This is a genomic window from Pseudomonas sp. St29, assembly GCF_001547915.1.
GTDB lineage: Bacteria > Pseudomonadota > Gammaproteobacteria > Pseudomonadales > Pseudomonadaceae > Aquipseudomonas.
The window spans coordinates 6,647,267-6,667,988 of record NZ_AP014628.1; the positions used below are offsets into that span (position 1 = coordinate 6,647,267).

The following is a 20,722-nucleotide window of genomic DNA, read 5'->3' on the forward strand; positions in this document are numbered from 1 at the left end:
ACTTATCCTCGAATGGCCCAGAAGGCCAGGTTCAAGCCCGGGAATTCCCCGGCGACGTGGAATGCGAAGCCGCCGGAATGAACCAGTTGTTTCCAGTGCTCGCTGCCACGGTCGAGCTCGTAGTAGGTCGAGCCGGCGTGATACGGCAACTGCCGTGGCGCCACCGGCAGCGGCAACAGGCCGATGCCCGGCAGTTGCAGGTTGACCAGGTCGCGGATGTGCTCCACCGAACCGACCTTGCTCTGCTGGGCAAAACGCCCGCGCAGGGTTTCCCCGGGCACGTCGGCGCGCACCACCAGGATGAAGCTGGCGCTCTCCAGCAGGGTGCGGTCGGCCAGCATCGCCACGTGCACGCCGTAGGCTTTCTCGACGATCGGGATCGGCGTCGCCTTGCTGTCGATCAGCATCGACAGCGCTTCGCGCAGGGCCTGCATCACCGGGGCGAAGCTCAGGGCCAGCTCGTCATGCTGGTACTGCGGGTATTGCGCCGGACGCCGGGCGCTGCTGGAGAAGGTCGAGAACTCACCGGCCAGGCTCACCAGCTCGCTGTACAGCCGCTCGGGGTGCAACGGACTGATCTGGTTCAGATGGCTGATCAGCGGCTGGGCGCGGTTGACCAGTTGCAGCAGCATGAAGTCGGCGATTTCCGAGGCGCCACCGGCCCCCGATGCCACCACCCGGCCGGCCAGGGCCTCGCCGCGTTGGTGCAGCAGGCCCAGCAGTTCGCTGCGAAAGGCACTCAAGGGCTTGGACGCGGCCACATCCAGCAGCGGCGGGATGTAGCTGTCATCCAGCACCAGGGCGCGGTCGGCGCGCTTTTCCTTGATCAGCACCACGCCGATGGCGGCGTAGTCGCTCAGGCCGTCCGCGGCCGTGAGCAGGCGCAAGGCGCGGGAGCCCACGGCCACCGGTGCACGGTTTTCGAAGGGGGCGTTGTCGTCGCGCACTTCGCGCACCTGGCTCAGGTAGCGGGCGCCGCCCAGTTCCTCGCCTTCGTCCACGGTATCCCGGGCACCGGCGCGCTTGAGCGGCAGCGCCAGGTACACCAGGCCGTCGCGCAGGTTGTCGTCGATGCTCAGCGGGCTGGGCGCCAGATCGTCATGGGGAATGTTGAACGGCGTACCGTCGGGCAGCAGGCCGCGGGCGCTGACGATGGCCAGCTTGCCCTGGGCCAGCAGCCCCTGATCGATCCGCAGTTCGGAAAAGCCCCAGGCCCCCGCCGACAACGGACGGCTGCGGGCGTCGATGAGGTTTTCCAGGTAACGGTCATGCTGCTGGAAGTGCTGGGTTCCAATGAACATGCCTTCCGACCAGACCACGCGATTGTTCCAGGACATGGTTGCTCCGATTGCCTATTGGGCAGGGCTGGATGGGGACGCCGCGAGCTCGGCGCTGACTGCGCGGACATCGAGGCCGATCTGATAACTGTTGTTCAGGTGCGCGGCGGTATTGACGCTGACCCGCCACAGGGCCTGATCCACTTCGCGATAGCCCACCAGCAGGCCGACCTGACGGGTGGCCGGATCCAGGGTGCGCTTGAGGCTGAACTGGTCGCCGGGCTTGACCAGCACTTCGTCCTGGTCGATCAGGTCCGGGCCGAGGGTGGCCGGGGCCCGCTCCGCCAGGGCGAAGTAGTCGGCGCGCATGAAGGTCGCCGGGTTCTTCAGTTCGAAGATCCGCACCCGCACCGGCGTGCCCTGGCCGTCAGGGCCGGGGTTGAGGCCGGCCACAGCCTGGAAATGCAGCTCCACGGTGGTGGCGCCTGGCTGGGTTTCCTGGGTCGGCTCGGCAGGTGCCGGGGCGTCCTTGGCACAGGCCGCCAGTACCAGCATGGCGACCAATGTCAGCAATCGTTGAATCATCCTGCGTCCTCAATGACGTATCAGCTGTCCGTGTATCCGTGGGTTCGGGGGTTCCAGGTGCGCTCAGGAACGGCGCAGGCGCTGGGTGTGTTCTTCGTAGGCGCGACTGAACTCGCGACCGAAGAGGTCCTGGAAATCGTCCTGGGCCTCTTGGGAAATCTGCTTGTAGAGCGCGGTGAACTGCTGCCAGTTCTGCGCCTGACGCGAACCGCTGAACAGGTTGCCCAGGCCACCGGGACGGGCCATGCGCGCTTCCAGCTCGGCGGGTTCGAAACGCCCCAGCAAGTGCTTGATGGCCGCTTCCACGCCGGCCATGACCGCCAGCTGGTGGGCCCGCAGGTCATCGAAGCTGTCCTGCACCGCCTGGTCCGGGGCCATGAACGCCTGGTTGCTGTGGCGCAGCAGCAGGAGCATGGCCTCGTCGACATTGGGGGCGAACTTCAGCGGGTTGTTCTCCACCGGGCGGATCATGGTCTGCTGCATGCGGAACTCGCCCTTGAGGCTGCTGCGGGCCCGCAACACGTCGATCAGGCCCTCGACCATCAGCCGGTAGCTGCGCCCGAGGCTTTCCATCTGCGCCTGGGCCTGCTGCGGATCGATGCGCAGCTGATCCAGCCCGGCGCCGCGCAGGAAGGCTTGCAGCAGGTCGGACTGCGGCGCGACCGGTGCCGGGGCGGGTGCCGCGACCGGCGGCTGCGGTGCCTGTGCCGTGGGCGGCGGAGCGACCGGAGCAGGAGGAACCGGCGGCGCCGCGACCTCGACCGATTGCGGCTGTGGCTGTGGCTGTGGCTGTGGCTGTGGCGGTTCTGCAGCGAACAGGCCGATGCCGGCAAACGGGTCCGGCGCGACAGGCGCGGCCAGCGGCGCCACCTCTGGCACGGACAGCGGGGCCGGGGGCGGAATCGGGCGCGCCGGCGTGTCGCCGAACAGGTCCCAGTCTTCCGGAATCAGCGCCCCGCCCTGGGGCGCCAGGGGCTGGGGCGGTTGCACGGGCTGGGGCACGGCGGTGGGCGTTGGCGGGCGGAAATCGTGCTGCTCGGCGGGCACATGATCCGGCTGAGTGGCCGGAGGCGTGGCGCTCGGGGCCAGGAAATCGAACAGGTCGGGGAAGGTGTCCTGGGCCGATGCGCCCTGAAAATGCGCCACCGGCGCCATGGCGATCGGCTCGATGGGTGTCGGGGCTACCGCTTGTCGACCCATCAGCGCTTCGAAACTGTTGGAGCTGTCCCCGGAAAAGGCTTCAGCCTGAGCGCGATTGAGACTGAAATCGATCCGCGCGCTGATCTCATAATCGCCAATGCGAATAACCTCGCCATCTTCCAGCGGCTCACTGTTACCCCGGCGCATGCGAATACCGGCACGGACTAACTCCACACCGTTAGTACTGTTATCGGTCAAGTAATAACGGCCATCCTTGTATTGGATGACACAATGTCGCGCCGAAACTAAGCGCTCGGGATCGGGAAGTACCCAGTCATTATCGGAACTGCGGCCAATTGCCATCACTCCCTGATCCATTAGTTTCTCAGGGCATTGACCAGGGGTGATCTTGTGATAACTAGTGATAGTCAAACACAGCGACATCTCGCCTCCTTGCTGTACTTCCGCGTGCGAACCGGTGCCGGGAAAAAAGTTCCGTAAAAAAATGAAAAGTCCGCAAAAAATCCTTTAAACAGCACCGTTCACAGCATGATCGCTTAACTTAAACCGCACAGATGACAAAAGCCCTGCGCCCCGCCTCAATCTGACTCGCCGGTCAGGGAACTAAGTAAGTCGACATAACAGTGTCACGCGGGGCGAATAGCTTACCTTGACAAGCCACAACTACTACACCAAAAATGCACAACTTCTTGAACACGGATGATGGCTCACTAATATCAATGAGTCCATGTTTACCAAGAAATGTGCGCGAGTTCACAAACAACTAGTGCATTAATTGCCTGACTGTCCTGCAGGCTGATAGGGAGATCGAACCAGGTGGATGTACCGATGTTGCTCGCCGCGATTTCAGCAACTTCGCCTTGTGGCGAAGACCTGGAATATGACGCGGATTTCTTGCACTTGGAGCGGGCCGCACAAGGTCAGCCCGAGCGCAGCATGGGCGACTCGATCCTCCCGGCCGAGCCGCCGGACTGGCGCAGCATCCAGCAGCAGAGCCTGGACTTGCTGGCCCGCAGCAAAGACCTGCGCATCACCCATTTTCTCGTGCAGAGCACCCTGGCCCTCGAGGGCCTGCCGGGCCTGGCCACCTGCCTCGAACTGATCAACGGCCTGCTCCGCGATTACTGGGCGGACCTGCACCCGCGCCTGGACGCCGATGACGACAACGACCCCACGGTGCGCATCAACGCCCTGGCCGGCCTGGCCGGCGACACCACCATCGGCCTGCTGCGCGAAGCCCAGCTGACCCGTTCCCGGACCTTCGGCCCGGTGACCGTGCGCGCCGCGCTGAACGCCGCCGGCCTGCAGCATTTCTCCGGTGAAAGCCTGGGTTCCGACCACCTGGTCGGCGCCCTGCAAGACAGCGACCCCGAACACCTGGAGGCCATTCGCACCGCCTTGAGCAACGCTCGCTCGGCCGTCGAAGCCATCGAAAAGCAGGTCAGCGAACAAGTGGGTTCCGCCAGTGGCGTGGACCTCAGCGCCCTCAAGCAACCGCTGCGCCTGGCGCTGCAAGTGCTAAGCCTGCATGCCCCGCAAACCAGCGACAGCCCGGCCGATGAACCCGCCGACGCCCCTGCCAGCGAAGCCGGCAACGCGCCCGCGGCGCCGGCCGCAACGCGAATTTCCGGCGAGATCAACAGCCGCGACGACGTGCTGCGCAGCCTCGACCGGCTGCTGGCCTACTACAGCCGGCATGAGCCATCGAGCCCGTTGCCGGTGTTGCTCAACCGGGCCAAAAACCTGGTCAACGCCGATTTCGCGGCCATCGTGCGCAACCTGATTCCCGATGGCATGTCCCAATTTGAAAACCTGCGCGGCCCCGAATCCGACTAACCCCGAAGCGGCCGAACAGTATCGTCAGCGGCAACCACCGACCGACGCCAACACCGTCGCAGCAGCGACCAGGAGCACAACGTGGCGAAGCAAAGTTCTCAAAAGTTCATCGCGCGCAACCGCGCGCCCCGGGTGCAGATCGAGTACGACGTCGAACTCTACGGCGCCGAGAAAAAGGTCCAGCTGCCCTTCGTCATGGGCGTGATGGCTGACCTGGCCGGCAAGCCCGCCGAACCCCTGGCGGCCGTGGCCGATCGCAAGTTCCTGGAAATCGACGTCGACAACTTCGACTCGCGCCTCAAGGCGATGCAGCCGCGGGTGGCCTTCCACGTGCCCAACGAGCTGACCGGCGAAGGCAACCTGAGCCTGGACATCACCTTCGAGAGCATGGACGACTTCAGCCCTGCCGCGGTGGCGCGCAAGGTCGACTCGCTGAACCAGCTGCTGGAGGCCCGCACTCAGCTGGCCAACCTGCTGACCTACATGGACGGCAAGACCGGCGCCGAAGAAATCATCATGAAAGCCATCAAGGATCCGGCGTTGCTCCAGGCCCTGGCCAGTGCGCCAAAGCCTGCTGACTCCGAGCCGAACGCGTAACTCAGGACCAACGATCATGACCGAATTGATGCGTGACAATCAGGCCCAACCCGGCGCCACCGAGCAGGCCAGCGAATTCGCTTCGCTGCTGCTGCAGGAATTCAAGCCCAAGACCGAGCGCGCTCGCGAAGCCGTGGAAACCGCCGTGCGGACCCTGGCCGAGCAGGCCCTGGCGCAGACCGACCTGGTGTCCAACGACGCCATCAAGTCGATCGAATCGATCATCGCCGCCATCGACGCCAAGCTCACCGCCCAGGTCAACCAGGTGATCCATCACCCGGAATTCCAGAAACTGGAAAGCGCCTGGCGTGGCCTGCATTACCTGGTCAACAACACCGAGACCGACGAGCAGCTGAAGATCCGCGTGCTCAACATCTCCAAGCCGGAGCTGCACAAGACCCTGAAGAAGTTCAAGGGCACGGCCTGGGACCAGAGCCCGATCTTCAAGAAGATGTACGAAGAGGAATACGGCCAGTTCGGCGGCGAGCCTTACGGCTGCCTGGTGGGCGACTACTACTTCGACCAGTCGCCACCGGACGTGGAACTGCTGGGCGAGCTGTCCAAGGTCTGCGCGGCCATGCACGCACCGTTCATCGCAGCGGCTTCGCCGACCGTGATGGGCATGGGTTCGTGGCAGGAACTGTCCAACCCGCGCGACCTGACCAAGATCTTCACCACCCCGGAATACGCTGGCTGGCGCTCGCTGCGTGAATCGGAAGACTCGCGCTACATCGGCCTGACCATGCCGCGCTTCCTGGCGCGCCTGCCGTATGGCGCCAAGACCGACCCGGTGGAAGCCTTCGCCTTCGAAGAGAACACCGACGGCGCCGACAGCTCCAAGTACACCTGGGCCAACGCCGCCTACGCCATGGCGGTGAACATCAACCGTTCGTTCAAGCATTTCGGCTGGTGCTCGCGGATCCGCGGCGTGGAATCCGGTGGCGAGGTGGAAAACCTCCCGGCCCACACCTTCCCCACCGACGACGGTGGCGTGGACATGAAGTGCCCGACCGAGATCGCCATCTCCGACCGCCGTGAAGCGGAACTGGCGAAGAACGGTTTCATGCCGCTGCTGCACAAGAAGAACACCGACTTCGCTGCCTTCATCGGCGCCCAGTCGCTGCAGAAGCCCGCCGAGTACGACGACCCGGACGCCACCGCCAACGCCAACCTGGCCGCGCGCCTGCCGTACCTGTTCGCCACCTGCCGCTTCGCCCATTACCTGAAGTGCATCGTGCGCGACAAGATCGGCTCGTTCAAAGAGAAGGACGAGATGCAGCGCTGGCTGCAGGACTGGATCCTCAACTACGTCGACGGTGACCCGGCGCACTCCACCGAAACCACCAAGGCCCAGCACCCGCTGGCCGCGGCGGAAGTGGTGGTCGAGGAAGTCGAAGGCAACCCGGGCTACTACAACTCCAAGTTCTTCCTGCGCCCGCACTACCAGCTCGAAGGGCTGACCGTGTCGTTGCGCCTGGTATCCAAACTGCCGTCCGCCAAGGGCGCCTGACCCATAACCGACTCAAACCTGGCGTCGCGGCCCCAGGGCGCGCAAGGCCCACAGGGCCCTGCGCTGCGGCGACAGAAGCTGAATCAACATCGTGGCAAGTGCCACACAGGGAGAAAACATGGCTGTTGATATTTTCATCAAGATCGGTGACATCAAGGGCGAGTCCATGGACAAAGCCCACAAGGACGAGATCGACGTGCTGAACTGGAGCTGGGGCATGTCCCAGTCCGGCAACATGCACGTCGGCGGTGGCGGTGGCGCGGGCAAGGTGAACATCCAGGACCTGTCGCTGACCAAGTACGTCGACAAGGCATCGCCGAACCTGATGATGCATTGCTCCAGCGGCAAGCACATCGACAAGGTGCGCCTGACCGTGCGCAAGGCCGGCGGCGAAAGCCAGGTCGAGTACATGATCATCGACCTGGAAGAAGTGCTGATCACCTCGCTGAGCACCGGCGGTTCGGGCAGCGATGACCGCCTGACCGAAAACATCACCCTGAACTTCGCTCAGGTGATGGTCGAGTACCAGCCACAGAAAGCCGACGGCACCAAGGACGGCGGCCCGATCAAGTACGGCTGGAACATCCGCTCGAACACCAAGCGCTGATCCGCTGCGGTCGCGGCCTGCGGGCCGCGACCGACCCGCCCCGCCCTTCGTGCCCGGCACGAGGCGGGGACGGCTGGCGAGGACCAGGTCCTCGTGAGTCTTTGGTTATGCCCCTTTTCGTGACGTCATGCCTGCGCCATCCGATCCTGGAGCGAACCCTTTGGTAACCGACATCGCCGCCCGCGATCGCTTGCAACCCTCTTTGCTGGATCGTCTGACCGACGATGAACCCGGCAACCTGAAAGAAAGCCCGGACAAACGCGTGCTGTCCCTGAGCCAACTCAAGGCCTCGGTACTGCGCGATCTGGCATGGCTGCTCAATACCACGTCGCTGCTGGAAGCCGACGCCACCCTGCACACCCCCGCCGGTACGTCGGTGGTCAACTACGGCCTGCCGGCCCTGGCCGGGTACAGCGCGTCGAGCATTGATATCCCGGCCCTGGAGACCCTGATCCACCAGGCCATCGCCACCTTCGAACCACGCATCCTGCGCAGCACCCTGCGGGTTCGCGCGCGCACCGCCCCCGGCGAGATGAACCACAACGCCCTGAGCTTCGAGATCGAGGGCGATCTGTGGGCCCAGCCGATGCCCCTGCGCCTGCTGCTGCAAACCGACATGGACCTGGAATCCGGCCATGTACGGGTGGTGCATGCCGATTCCCGGAGGCGCCCATGAATCCGCGCCTGTTGGAGCTGTACAACCAGGAACTGCACCACGTGCGCGAAAGCGCCGCGGAGTTCGCCAAGGAATACCCGAAGATCGCCAGCCGCCTGACCCTGTCGGGCATGGACTGCGCCGACCCTTATGTCGAGCGCCTGCTGGAGGGCTTCGCCTATCTGACGGCACGGGTGCAGCTCAAGCTCGATGCCGAGTACCCGACCTTCACCCACAACCTGCTGGAGATCGCCTACCCACACTACCTGGCGCCGACCCCGTCGATGACCGTGGTGCAATTGCAGGCCGATCCCGACGAAGGCTCCCTGAGCAGCGGCTTTACCCTGGAGCGCAACACCAGCCTGCGCGCCGCCCTGGGTCGCGACACCCAGACCTGCTGCGAATACCGCACCGCGCACCCGGTGACCCTGTGGCCGCTGCAAGTCACCCAGGCCGAGTACTTCGGCAACCCGGTGGCGGTGCTCGGACGCCTGGCCGCCAGCGAGCCCAAGGCCAAGGCCGGGCTGCGCCTGACCCTGCGCACCGGCGCCGAACTGCCGTTCAACAGCCTGGCCCTGGAGCAGTTGCCGCTGTACCTCAACGGCAGCGACGAATTGCCGTTCCGTCTCTACGAGCAACTCCTGGGCAACGCCTGCGCGGTGTTCGCCCGGGCTCCGGGTGGCGACTGGGTCGAGCGCCTGCCCCAGGACGCCCTGCGCTCACGGGGGTTCGATGACCGCGACGCGGCGCTGCCGGTGGTGCCCCAGGCGTTCCAGGGCTACCGCCTGCTGCAGGAATACTTCGCCCTGCCCAACCGCTTCCTGTTCGTCGAGTTCGCCCAACTGGGCCGCGCGGTGCAACGTTGCGCCGGCCAGGAACTGGAGCTGATCGTGCTCTTCGAGCGCTTCGAGCAGAGCCTGGAAGGCAGCGTCGGCGCCGCCCAGTTCGTGCCCTTCTGCACCCCGGCGATCAACCTGTTTCCCAAGCGCCTGGACCGCATCCACCTGTCCGACCGGGTCAACGAGCACCATGTGATCGCCGACCGGACCCGGCCGATGGATTTCGAAGTGCACTCGCTGAGCGCCATCAGCGGCCACGGCACCGGGCCGGAACAGCCGTTCCTGCCGTTCTACGCGGTGCGCGACCCGTCCCGCTACGGCCGCGACCAGGCCTACTACATCGTCCGCCGCGAGCCGCGGGTGCTGTCCAGCGACCAGCGCCGCAACGGTCCCCGCTCGACCTACATCGGCAGCGAGTCGTTCGTCAGCCTGGTGGACAGCCGGCAGGCGCCCTACCGCCACGACCTGCGCCAGCTCGGGGTCAGTGCCCTGTGCACCAACCGCGATCTGCCGCTGTTCATGAACGTGGGCAGTGGCAAGACCGATTTCACCCTGGCCGACAGCGCCCCGGTGCAGGCCATCCGCTGCCTGGCGGGACCGAGCCGGCCCCGGCCCAGCCACGCCCACGACGGCAAGGCCTGGCGCCTGATCAGCCAGCTGTCGCTGAACTACCTGTCCCTGAGCGAACAGGGCCAGGGCGCGGCCGCCCTGCGCGAGCTGCTGCGCTTGTACGGCGACAGCAACGACGCGGCCCTGCAACTGCAGATCGAGGGCCTGCGGGACGTCAGCAGCAAGGCGGTGACCCGGCGCCTGCCGATGCCCGGGCCGATCGTCTTTGGCCGGGGCCTGGAGATCACCCTGGAATTCGATGAAAACGCGTTTCGCGGCACCGGGGTGTTCCTGCTCGGTGCGGTCTTCGAGCGCTTCCTGGCACGTTACGTGTCGATCAACAGTTTTACCGAGACGGTGATCCGTACCACCGAACGCGGCGAGATCATGCGATGGAAAGCCAAGCCCGGACGGCGTCCGACTCTTTGAATACGCTGACGGCGATGCACGCCGAGCCCTGGGAGTACGACTTCTTCCAGGCCCTGCGGCGTATCGAATGCCTGTCGCCGCAACTGCCGCGCTTCGGTCACTCCCTGCGCCTGGCGGACGATCCGCTGCGCCTGGGCCAGCAGGCCGACTGCACCTTCGCCCCCTCGACCCTGGCTTCGGTGACCCCCGGCAGCGACGGCGCGACCACGCGCCTGGAGCAGTTCTTCTTCGGCCTCGGCGGGCCCAACGGCCCCTTGCCGCTGCACATCACCGAGTACGTGCGCGAGCGCCAGCGCAACAACGCCGACAGCACCAGCAAGCGCTTTCTCGATGTGTTCCACCATCGCCTGCTGAGCCTGTTCTACCGGGCCTGGGCCGAAGCCCGGCCAACGGTGAGCCATGACCGCCCGGACGACGACTACTGGTCCGCGCGCCTCGCCGCCCTGAGTGGCCGGGGCATGCCCAGCCTGCTCAAGCAGGGGTTGATCCCCGACACCGCCAAGCTGCACTACAGCGGCCATCTGGCGGCCCAGACCCGCTACCCCGACGGCCTGCGAGCGATCATCGGCGAGTACTTCGGCCTGCCGGTGGCGATCGAGGAATACGTCGGCCAGTGGCTGGAGCTGCCCGAGCGCAGCCGGCTCGGGGTGCAGTCCCACCAGCTGGGGGTGGACTTCTGCCTGGGCAGCCACGTCTGGGACCGCCAGCACAAATTCCGCATCCGCCTGGGTCCGCTCAAGCTCGACGAGTACCTGGGGATGCTGCCCGACGGCCAGCAGTTCAAGGAGCTGGTGGCCTGGGTCGCCGAATACCTGGGGCATGAACTGGACTGGGACCTGAACCTGGTCCTGCTCAAGGACGAAGTGCCCAAGCTGCAACTCAACGGCCGCCAGCGCCTGGGTTTCAACACCTGGCTCGGTCAACCCGGCAGTGATGCCAAGGACCTCATTCTGGCCCGGCACTACGCCGATCAGGCCACTACCTCACGTACACCAAGGAGCACAGAGCATGGGTGAAATCAGTCGCGCGGCGCTGTTCGGCAAACTCAACAGCGTTGCCTACAAAGCCATCGAAGCCGCCACGGTCTTCTGCAAACTGCGGGGCAACCCCTATGTGGAACTGGCCCACTGGCTGCACCAGTTGCTGCAACTTGCGGACTCGGACCTGCACCGCATCATCCGCCAGTTCAACCTGGAGCCGGCGCGCCTGGCCAAGGACCTGACCGAAGCCCTGGACCGCCTGCCACGGGGCTCGACCTCGATCACCGACCTGTCGTCCCACGTCGAGGAAGCCGTGGAGCGCGGCTGGGTCTACGGCAGCCTGATGTTCGGCGAAAGCCAGGTGCGCACCGGCTATCTGGTGATCGGCATCCTCAAGACCCCGAGCCTGCGCCACGCGCTGCTGGGGCTGTCCCGGGAGTTCGACAAGATCAAGGTCGAAACCCTGTGCGAGCGCTTTGACGAATACATCGGCGACTCGCCGGAAAACGCCCTCGGCGCCAGCGACGGCTTCAATGCCGGGGCGGTGCCCGGCGAAGCCAGCGGCGCCATGGCCCCCAGCGCCCTGGGCAAGCAGGAAGCCTTGAAGCGCTTCACCGTCGACCTCACCGAGCAGGCCCGCAGCGGCAAGCTCGACCCGATCGTCGGCCGTGACGAAGAGATCCGCCAACTGGTGGACATCCTCATGCGCCGCCGGCAGAACAACCCGATCCTCACCGGCGAGGCCGGGGTCGGCAAGACCGCGGTGGTGGAAGGCTTCGCCCTGCGCATCGTCGCCGGCGACGTGCCGCCCGCGCTCAAGGACGTCGAGCTGCGCAGCCTCGACGTCGGCCTGCTGCAGGCCGGCGCCAGCATGAAGGGCGAGTTCGAACAGCGCCTGCGCCAGGTCATCGAAGACGTCCAGGCCTCGCCCAAGCCGATCATCCTGTTCATCGACGAAGCCCACACCCTGGTGGGCGCCGGTGGCGCCGCCGGCACCGGCGACGCGGCCAACCTGCTCAAACCCGCCCTGGCCCGCGGCACCCTGCGCACCGTGGCCGCCACCACCTGGGCCGAGTACAAGAAACACATCGAGAAAGACCCGGCCCTGACCCGGCGCTTCCAGGTGGTGCAAGTGGCCGAGCCTTCGGAAGACAAGGCGCTGCTGATGATGCGCGGCGTGGCCTCGACCATGGAACAGCACCATCAGGTGCAGATCCTCGACGAAGCCCTGGAAGCCTCGGTCAAGCTGTCCCACCGCTACATTCCGGCGCGCCAGCTGCCGGACAAATCCGTGAGCCTGCTGGACACCGCCTGCGCCCGCGTCGCCATCAGCCTGCACGCGGTGCCGGCCGAAGTGGACGACAGCCGCCGGCGCATCGAGGCCCTGGAAACCGAGCTGCAGATCATCGCCCGGGAACAGGCGATCGGCGTGGCCATCGGCAACCGTCAGGTCAACAGCGAGAACCTCCTGGCCGCCGAGCGCGAGCGCCTGGCCGAGCTGGAAAGCCGCTGGGCGCAAGAGAAGACTCTGGTCGACGAACTGCTGGCGACCCGCGCCCAACTGCGCGAGAACGTCGGCCTGGTGGACAGCGACGTCGGCGACGACAGCCACGGCCTGCGCGAGAAGCTGGTGGACCTGCAGCAGCGCCTGAGCGCTCTGCAGGGCGAAACCCCGTTGATCCTGCCGACCGTGGATTATCAAGCGGTGGCCTCGGTGGTCGCCGACTGGACCGGGATTCCGGTGGGGCGCATGGCCCGCAACGAGCTGGAAACCGTGCTCAACCTCGACCAGCACCTGAAGAAACGCATCATCGGCCAGGACCACGCCCTGCAGATGATCGCCAAGCGCATCCAGACCTCCCGCGCCGGCCTCGACAACCCGAACAAGCCGATTGGCGTGTTCATGCTGGCGGGCACCTCCGGGGTGGGCAAGACCGAAACCGCCCTGGCCCTGGCCGAAGCCATGTACGGCGGCGAGCAGAACGTCATCACCATCAACATGAGCGAGTTCCAGGAAGCCCACACCGTGTCCACCCTCAAGGGCGCCCCGCCAGGCTACGTCGGCTACGGCGAAGGCGGCGTGCTCACCGAAGCGGTACGGCGCAAGCCCTACAGCGTGGTGCTGCTGGACGAAGTGGAAAAGGCCCACCCGGACGTGCACGAGATCTTCTTCCAGGTGTTCGACAAGGGCGTCATGGAAGACGGCGAAGGCCGCATGATCGACTTCAAGAACACCCTGATCCTGCTCACCACCAACGCCGGCACCGAGCTGATCGCCAACGTCTGCAAGAACCCGCAGGCGGTGCCCGAGCCCGAGGAAATCGCCAAGGCCCTGCGCCAGCCGTTGCTGGAGATCTTCCCGCCGGCGCTGCTGGGACGCCTGGTGACCATCCCCTACTACCCGCTCAGCGACGAGATGCTCAAGGCGATCACCCGCCTGCAACTGGGGCGGATCAAGAAGCGCGTGGAAAGCACCCACAAGGTGGATTTCGACTTCGACGACGCGGTCATCGACCTGATCGTCTCGCGCTGCACCGAGACCGAAAGCGGCGGGCGGATGATCGACGCCATCCTCACCAACAGCCTGTTGCCGGACATGAGCCGCGAGTTCCTCACCCGCATGCTCGAAGGCAAGGCACTGGCCGGGGTGCGCATCAGCCAGCGCGACAACGAACTGCACTACGACTTCAGCGAAACAAACTAGGGGTCAGCTGCAAGCTCCAAGCTCCAAGCTTGTAGCTAGCCACTTGCAGCTTGCAGCTGCTTTTATCCTCCACCGAGACTGACGATGTTATTTCAGCAATCCACACGACTGGCACAGGTCAACTGCCCCCTGGGACCGGACGTCCTGCTGCTCAAGAGCATGGGCGGCGGCGAGGAGCTGGGGCGGCTGTTCGACTACCAGCTGCAACTGACCTCCAGTGACGCCAACATCGACCTCAACCAGTTGCTGGGCAAGCCCATGGGCCTCAGCGTGCAGCTGGACGGCGGTGGCCAGCGGCACTTCCACGGCATCGTCGCGCGCTGCAGCCAGAACATCGACAGCGGCCAGTTCGCCAGCTACCAGGTCACCCTGCGGCCCTGGCTGTGGCTGCTCAGCCGCACCTCCGATTGCCGGATTTTCCAGCACCTGAGCATCCCGCAGATCATCAAGCAGGTGTTCCGCGACCTGGGCTTTTCCGATTTCGAAGACGCCCTCAGCCGCCCCTACCGGGAGTGGGAGTACTGCGTGCAGTACCGCGAAACCAGCTTCGATTTCGTCAGCCGGCTCATGGAGCAAGAAGGCATCTACTACTTCTTCCGCCACGAGAAGGACCGCCATGTGCTGGTGCTGGCCGACGCCTACGGCGCCCACAGCAGCGTGCCCGGCTATGCCACGGTGCCCTACTACCCGCGGGACGAGCAGCAGCGCGAGCGCGACCACCTGTTCGACTGGCACCTGGCCCAGGAGGTGCAGCCGGGCTCGCTGGAACTCAACGACTACGATTTCCAGCGCCCCAGCGCGCGCATCGACGTGCGCTCGGCCATGCCCCGGCCCCACGCCGCCGGCGACTACCCGCTGTATGACTACCCGGGCACCTACGTACAAAGCAGCGACGGCGAGCACTACGCGCAGACCCGCATCGAAGCCCTGCAAAGCCTGCACGAGCGCATCGAGCTCAGCGGCAACGCGCGAGGCCTGGGGGCGGGCAACCTGTTCACCCTCAGCGGCTTCAGCCGCCAGGACCAGAACCGCGAATACCTGATCGTCGGCATCCGCTACTACCTGGTCCAGGAGAGCCTGGAAACCGGCGGTGGCGGCGGCTCGGCGCAGTTCGAAAGCCACCTGACCTGCATCGATGCCCAGCAGAGCTTCCGGCCCCTGGCCAGCACCCACAAGCCGATGGTCCAGGGCCCGCAGACCGCGCGAGTGGTGGGCCCGGCCGGGGAAGAGATCTGGACCGACCAGTACGGCCGGGTCAAGGTGCACTTCCACTGGGACCGCCACGACCAGTCCAACGAAAACAGCTCGTGCTGGATTCGCGTGTCCCAGGCCTGGGCCGGGAAAAACTGGGGCTCGATGCAGATCCCGCGCATCGGCCAGGAAGTGATCGTCAGCTTCCTCGAAGGCGACCCCGACCGCCCGATCATCACCGGCCGGGTGTACAACGCCGAGCAGACCGTGCCCTACGACCTGCCGGCCAACGCCACCCAGAGCGGCATGAAGAGCCGGTCGAGCAAGGGCGGCAGCCCGGCCAACTTCAACGAAATCCGCATGGAAGACAAAAAAGGCGCCGAGCAGCTGTACATCCACGCCGAGCGCAACCAGGACATCGTGGTCGAGGTCAACGAAAGCCACTCGGTGGGCAACAACCGCAACAAGAGCATCGGCCACGACGAGTACGTGACCATCGGCAACAAGCGCACGCGCATCGTCCAGCACGTGGATGAGCTGACGGTGGGCGAGAAGAAGCTCGACAGCATCGGCCAGAGCTACGTGATCGAGGTCGGCGAACGCCTGCGCCTGGTGTGCGGGGCCAGCATCCTGGAGCTCAATGCCAGCGGCCAGATCAACCTGTGCGGGGTCAACATCAGCGTGCATGCCTCGGCCGATGCCGAGATCAATACCGGTGGCGTGCTGCACCTGAACAACGGCGGCGGCCCGGGCACCACCACCGAGGGCCAGGGTGTGCAGGGCGCCATCAGCGCCAAGGCCAAAGCCCCCTTTTCCGCCCCCAAAGGCTAACGAACGGATGCCCATGCCATGACCTATCGCCTCAATGAATTGCAGTTCCAGCCCCCTGCCGGCGAACTGCAGGACGCCTCGATCAACATCCTCAAGTTCCCGGCCCTGGGCACTTCGCTGATCGTCAGCCGCAGCCTGCTGGGCGACGGCGAAACCCTGGAGAGCAGCCTGGCCAGCCAGCTGCAGCGGCTGGAACAACAAGTGCAGGAACTGCGGGTCAAGGGTCCGCAGCCGGTGCTGCTGGGCCCGGCCCAGGACATTCCGGGCCTGGAGCTGCGCAGCCAGTTCAGCAAGGGCAGCGAAAAGGTGTTCCAGTTCCAGCTGGCCCTGGTGCTGCCGGGCACCCGGCAGATGCTCGCCATGAGCTACGTCAAGGCGCAGAAACTCGGCGACGCCGAAGCCGCGCATTGGGCGCAGATCAAGCACAGCCTGGTGCTGGGCTGAGACCGGGGCATGTCTGACGCGCTGTGGGCCGCCCGACTGGGCGACGGGCTGGAACACACCTCGATGATGGCCGACATCCTCGGCGGTGTGCTGGAGGTGGCGGCCAACGTCGCCATCGGCGCCCTGGCGACCATGGCGGTGGCCGCGGCGGCGGGCATCACCGTGGCCACCGGCGGCCTCGGTGCCTGCGTACTGGGGCTGGTGGTGGGCGTGGTGGTCGGCGTGGTCATGAGCAAGACCGGCGCCGACAAGGGTCTGAGCAATTTATGCGAGGGCATCGCCAATGCCCTGTTCCCGCCCTCGATCCAGGCCACCATCGCCAGCGGTTCGAAAAAGGTCCTGACCAACAACAAACCGGCGGCCCGCGCAGCCGGTATCGCCCCGCCGTCGCATATCAACGGCGACGGCGCCGAAGAAGGCGAAGCCACCGACACCCCTTCGGCGACCCCGGAAGAAGGCCCGGGCTTTCTCGACATGGCCAAGGAATTCTTCTCGCAGATGTGGCGGCCCACCGTGGCCTCCCCGGCGCCCGGCTCGCAGACCAAGGAACTGGACCTGGTGACCTGCACCAAGCACCCGCCGATGCCCCTGCAGTACCTGGCCGAAGGCTCGGAGAAGGTCAGCATCGACGGCCAGCCGGCGGTGCGCAGCGGCGACCGCAGCACCTGCGACGCCAAGGTGGTATCCGCCGGACCGATCTCCCCCGACGTGACCATCGGCGGCGGCTCGGTGGTGGTGCGCGAGATCCGCAGCGGCAAAACCCCGGGAGTGGGCCTGGCGGTGACCGTGCTGATGATGCTCAAGGGCGGCAAGGGCAAGTTCCTCAGCAACCTGCCGTGCATGCTGATGGCCGGGGTCAATTCGTTTGTCGTCAGCCAGGCGACCAATGCGCTGACCCAGGCTATCGCCGGCTCGCCGAATCCGGTGCATGCCGCGACCGGGGCCAAGGTGCTGGGTGGCGAGGATGACCTGGACTTCGTCCTCCCCGGCATGCTGCCGATCACCTGGCAGCGCTTCTACAACAGTCGCGATGAACGCCAGGACGGCCTGTTCGGGACCGGCTGGAGCGTGCCCTTCGAAGTCAGCGTACAGATCGAGACGCATCCCGAGGGAGGCGAACGGCTGCTTTACACCGATGAGCAGGGACGCCAGATCGACATGGGCTCGATTGCTCCGGGTGGCGCCATGTTCAGCCCCGGAACCGGCCTGAGCGTAAGGCGCAATACCGATGGCCGCTTGCTGATCGAAAGCAGCGATGGCGTGTATCGGCTGTTCGAGCCCAGCCCCGGCAACCCGTTGCGACTGCGCCTGAGCCTGCTGGGGGATCGCAACGACAACCGGATCCATCTCGAATACGACCCGAGTGGACGCATCACCCGCCTGCGGGACAGTTTCGACCTGCTCCAGGTGGAGCTGATTCCCAGCAACCAATGGCCAGGACGGCTGGCGCGGATCGAGCGGCTGCACGCCGACCAGCAGCGCGAGGTCCTGGCCAGTTATGACTACGATACCCAGGGCAATCTCGTCCAGGTGCGCGATACCAGTGGCCAAGTCAGCCGACGCTTTGCCTATGACCCGCAGCGGCGCATGGTGGAGCATCAACTGCCCACCGGCTTGCGTTGTTTTTATGCCTGGGCCCGGGTCGATGAGCGCGAATGGCGCGTAGTCCGGCACTGGACCGACGCCGGTGACGAGTACCATTTCGACTACGACCTGCAAGCCGGTATTACCCGCATCACCGATGGTCTGCAGCGTCAGAGCCTGCGCAAATGGAACCCTCAGCACCAGATCACCGAATACCAGGACAAGCTTGGCCAGGTCTGGCGGTTCCAGTGGAACGAAGAGCGCCAGTTACTCGGCGCCACGGACCCGCAAGGCGGCCAGTACCAATACGGCTACGACGAAACCGGCAACCTGTGTAGCCATATCGATCCCCTGGGCCGCAACGAATCGACCCTGTGGCTTGAGCATTGGTCGCTGCCGCTGACAGAAACCGATGCCGCCGGCAACAGCTGGAGCTACCAGTACGACAAGCGTGGCAATTGCATTGGCGAAACCGACCCGCTGGGCAATAGCACCCGCTATCGCTACGACCATCATGGGCGGGTGGTGGAAATCATCGATGCCGGTGGCAAGCGCAAGCAACTGACCTGGAATGACCTGGGCCAGTTACTCAAATACGTCGACTGCTCGGGCTACCCCACACGTTTCAGTTATGACCGCCACGGCTATCTTCAGGTGGCGACCGATGCCCTCGGTGAGCGCCAGACCTTCGAACACGACCCACAGGGGCGCCTGCTAAGCATTCAACTGGCCGACGGCCGCATCGAGCAGTACCAGCGCAACACCGCCGGTCAATTGCTTTGCTACACCGATCCGGCGGGACACAGCAGCCGCTACGAATACGATCGGCGCGGCAAGCTCCAGGTGCGCATCGATGCCCATGGCCGGCGCGTCCACTTCACCTACGACACTTACGGGCGCCTGCAGACGCTGACCAACGAGAACGCCGAGAGCTACCGCTTCACCTGGGACGCCGCCGATCGACTGCTGGAGCAGCGCGACCTCGACGGCAGTGCTCGGCGTTTTGCCTACGACCCCCTGGATAACGCCGTCAGGATGGAGTTCGCCCCAGCGCCCCAGGACGGTGATTCAGCCTCACCCCCCAGCCCCCCTATCGTCCACCTGTTCGAACGCGATGCGGTTGGGCGCATGGTCGCCAAGGTCACCGACGATGGCCGCAGCGAGTACCTCTACGACCCGCTGAATCAACTACTCGGCGCCACCTTCACCGACCAGCATGGCCAGAGCCGCTCATTGGGCTTTACCTACGATGCCCTGGGCCAGCTTCTGACGGAGCAAAGCGCAGCGGGTGAGTTGCGCCACCATTACGACGAACTGGGCAACTTGACCCAGACCCAACTGGCCGATGGGCGCTGGATCAACCGGCTGTATTACGGCAGCGGTCATCTGCATCAGATCAACCTCGACGGCCAGCTCATCAGCGACTTCGAGCGTGATCGCTTGCACCGCGAAGTCCTGCGCACCCAGGGGCGGATCAGCACCCACAGCGAATACGACCGCACCGGCCGCTTGCGCTCGCGCATGCGGCGCCCCACGGGCCAGCAGCAACTATTGTCGGCCTCCCGGGAACGGCAGTTCGCTTACGATCCCGCCAATCAGCTGGTGGGGCGCGTCGATCGCCTCCCCCAGGGCGAGCACCGGCAGTTGCTGCACTACGATGCCACTGGCCGCATCATGGCCAGCCAAGACAGCCCACAAGGCACCAGCGAAACTTTTGCCTACGATGCCGCGGCCAACCTGCTGGACGGACCGCAAGCCGGGGCCGGGCTGGTGGTCCACAACAAGCTGCTGACCTACCAGGACAAACGCTATCGCTACGACGCCTTTGGCCGGGTAGTGGAAAAGCGCAGCGGCAGCCGACGCATCCAGCACCTGCGCTATGACGCGGAACATCGACTGGTGGAAGTACGTACCCAGGATGGCGCCCGGGAAACCCTGGTGCGCATGGGCTATGACCCACTGGGGCGGCGGACCGAAAAGATCGAACTCGACCCTCAGGGTCAGGTACTGAACGAAACCCGTTTCACCTGGAACGGATTACGCCTGCTGCAGGAGCAGAAAAACGGCCTGAGCAGCCTCTATCTGTATGCCGACGAGGGCTATGAAGTGCTGGCGCGAGTCGATGGTGTCGGCGCACAACAAAAGGTCCGCTATTACCACAATGACCTCAACGGCCTACCCGAGCAGTTGACGGAAGTCGATGGGCAGGTGCTGTGGCAGGCTCGCTATCAGGTCTGGGGCAACTGTCTCGAAGAACAGCGCGAAGCCCATTTCCTCGAAGAGCAGAACCTGAGATTCCAGGGACAGTACCTGGATCGAGAAACCGGGTTGCACTACAACACCTTGCGTTTCTATGACCCGGATATTGGTCGCTTTACCACACCTGACCCGATTGGCCTGGAAGGTGGGTTCAACCTCTATCTCTATGGGCCTAACACGGCCATCTGGATTGATCCCCTGGGCCTGACCGCCGAGGAACTCGGCAAGAACATGGCCAATGCCGGGCGACCGCTGGCACCGGGACAAACCCCGCACCATGCGATCAAGGAGAATGCGACCAATATCTACGCCAAGAACTCACGCAAGATCCTCGAAGACGCCAAGCTGCACCCGGATATCCCAGAGAACGGTGCAAGGCTCTGGGGCACGCACCCCAACCAACTGGCCCAGCCTGGGCACCCAGGCAAGGACGCGGCGAAGGCGGCAGGCAACTATCACGGTGGAACCCATATTCACGGCAAGGAAAACGACAAGCTGCTGTACAAGATCCTCAAATCCGCCAAGCGCAAGAATCTGAACATGAGAAACGTGCTTGCCAACATCACGGGAAGAATGGAAAACGGCTCGTGGAAAAAATCCTTCAACGCCTGCGGGGGGAAATAA

14 protein-coding genes are annotated in these 20,722 nt (G+C 65.0%); 11 read left to right on the top strand and 3 right to left on the bottom strand.

The features are described from left to right. Positions 1-2 precede the first annotated feature (2 nt). The 3 genes from tssK to tagH form a co-directional block, all read right to left on the bottom strand. Positions 3-1,337 carry a type VI secretion system baseplate subunit TssK gene (gene tssK / locus PST29_RS29765; protein WP_060841737.1) on the bottom strand — a complete coding sequence of 445 codons (1,335 nt, stop codon included), beginning with the start codon at positions 1,335-1,337 and terminating at the stop codon, positions 3-5. Between the two features lie 15 nt (positions 1,338-1,352). Then, entirely contained in the window at positions 1,353-1,862 is a 510-nt protein-coding gene (gene tssJ / locus PST29_RS29770) for a type VI secretion system lipoprotein TssJ (RefSeq protein ID WP_060841738.1), read from the bottom strand. A gap of 63 nt (positions 1,863-1,925) precedes the next feature. After that, positions 1,926-3,446, bottom strand: a complete 1,521-nt coding sequence (gene tagH, locus PST29_RS29775) for a type VI secretion system-associated FHA domain protein TagH (protein WP_060844970.1) — start codon at positions 3,444-3,446, stop codon at positions 1,926-1,928. 393 nt (positions 3,447-3,839) lie between these two features. On the opposite strand from tagH, the gene tssA reads away from it, so the two are divergent. The 11 genes from tssA to PST29_RS29830 all read left to right on the top strand — a co-directional run bounded on the left by tssA (position 3,840) and on the right by PST29_RS29830 (position 20,722). Then, entirely contained in the window at positions 3,840-4,859 is a 1,020-nt protein-coding gene (gene tssA / locus PST29_RS29780; protein ID WP_060844971.1) for a type VI secretion system protein TssA, read from the top strand. Positions 4,860-4,940: 81 nt separating this feature from the next. Next, the gene (gene tssB / locus PST29_RS29785; protein ID WP_047289994.1) at positions 4,941-5,456 is read left to right on the top strand and encodes a type VI secretion system contractile sheath small subunit; all 516 of its coding nucleotides are present in this window, start codon (positions 4,941-4,943) and stop codon (positions 5,454-5,456) included. A 16-nt stretch (positions 5,457-5,472) separates the two neighbouring features. After that, the gene (gene tssC, locus PST29_RS29790) at positions 5,473-6,966 is read left to right on the top strand and encodes a type VI secretion system contractile sheath large subunit (protein ID WP_016963864.1); all 1,494 of its coding nucleotides are present in this window, start codon (positions 5,473-5,475) and stop codon (positions 6,964-6,966) included. 118 nt (positions 6,967-7,084) lie between these two features. Continuing rightward, positions 7,085-7,573 carry an Hcp family type VI secretion system effector gene (locus PST29_RS29795; RefSeq protein WP_011064257.1) on the top strand — a complete coding sequence of 163 codons (489 nt, stop codon included), beginning with the start codon at positions 7,085-7,087 and terminating at the stop codon, positions 7,571-7,573. A 160-nt stretch (positions 7,574-7,733) separates the two neighbouring features. Next, positions 7,734-8,249, top strand: coding sequence for a type VI secretion system baseplate subunit TssE (gene tssE / locus PST29_RS29800; RefSeq protein WP_060841741.1), 516 nt, complete (start codon positions 7,734-7,736; stop codon positions 8,247-8,249). Then, positions 8,246-10,105, top strand: coding sequence for a type VI secretion system baseplate subunit TssF (gene tssF, locus PST29_RS29805; protein ID WP_060841742.1), 1,860 nt, complete (start codon positions 8,246-8,248; stop codon positions 10,103-10,105). Before tssE ends, tssF begins: the two co-directional genes overlap by 4 nt. Next, the gene (gene tssG / locus PST29_RS29810) at positions 10,069-11,121 is read left to right on the top strand and encodes a type VI secretion system baseplate subunit TssG (protein ID WP_060844972.1); all 1,053 of its coding nucleotides are present in this window, start codon (positions 10,069-10,071) and stop codon (positions 11,119-11,121) included. Before tssF ends, tssG begins: the two co-directional genes overlap by 37 nt. After that, a complete protein-coding gene (gene tssH / locus PST29_RS29815; protein ID WP_060841744.1) occupies positions 11,114-13,789 on the top strand; it encodes a type VI secretion system ATPase TssH in 2,676 nt (891 codons plus the stop codon). Before tssG ends, tssH begins: the two co-directional genes overlap by 8 nt. An 84-nt stretch (positions 13,790-13,873) precedes the next feature. After that, on the top strand, positions 13,874-15,811 hold the full coding sequence (locus tag PST29_RS29820; protein ID WP_060844973.1) for a type VI secretion system Vgr family protein: 1,938 nt from the start codon (positions 13,874-13,876) through the stop codon (positions 15,809-15,811). Positions 15,812-15,829: 18 nt separating this feature from the next. Beyond that, on the top strand, positions 15,830-16,255 hold the full coding sequence (locus tag PST29_RS29825; protein ID WP_060844974.1) for a DcrB-related protein: 426 nt from the start codon (positions 15,830-15,832) through the stop codon (positions 16,253-16,255). A 9-nt stretch (positions 16,256-16,264) separates the two neighbouring features. Beyond that, positions 16,265-20,722 carry an RHS repeat-associated core domain-containing protein gene (locus tag PST29_RS29830; RefSeq protein WP_060844975.1) on the top strand — a complete coding sequence of 1,486 codons (4,458 nt, stop codon included), beginning with the start codon at positions 16,265-16,267 and terminating at the stop codon, positions 20,720-20,722.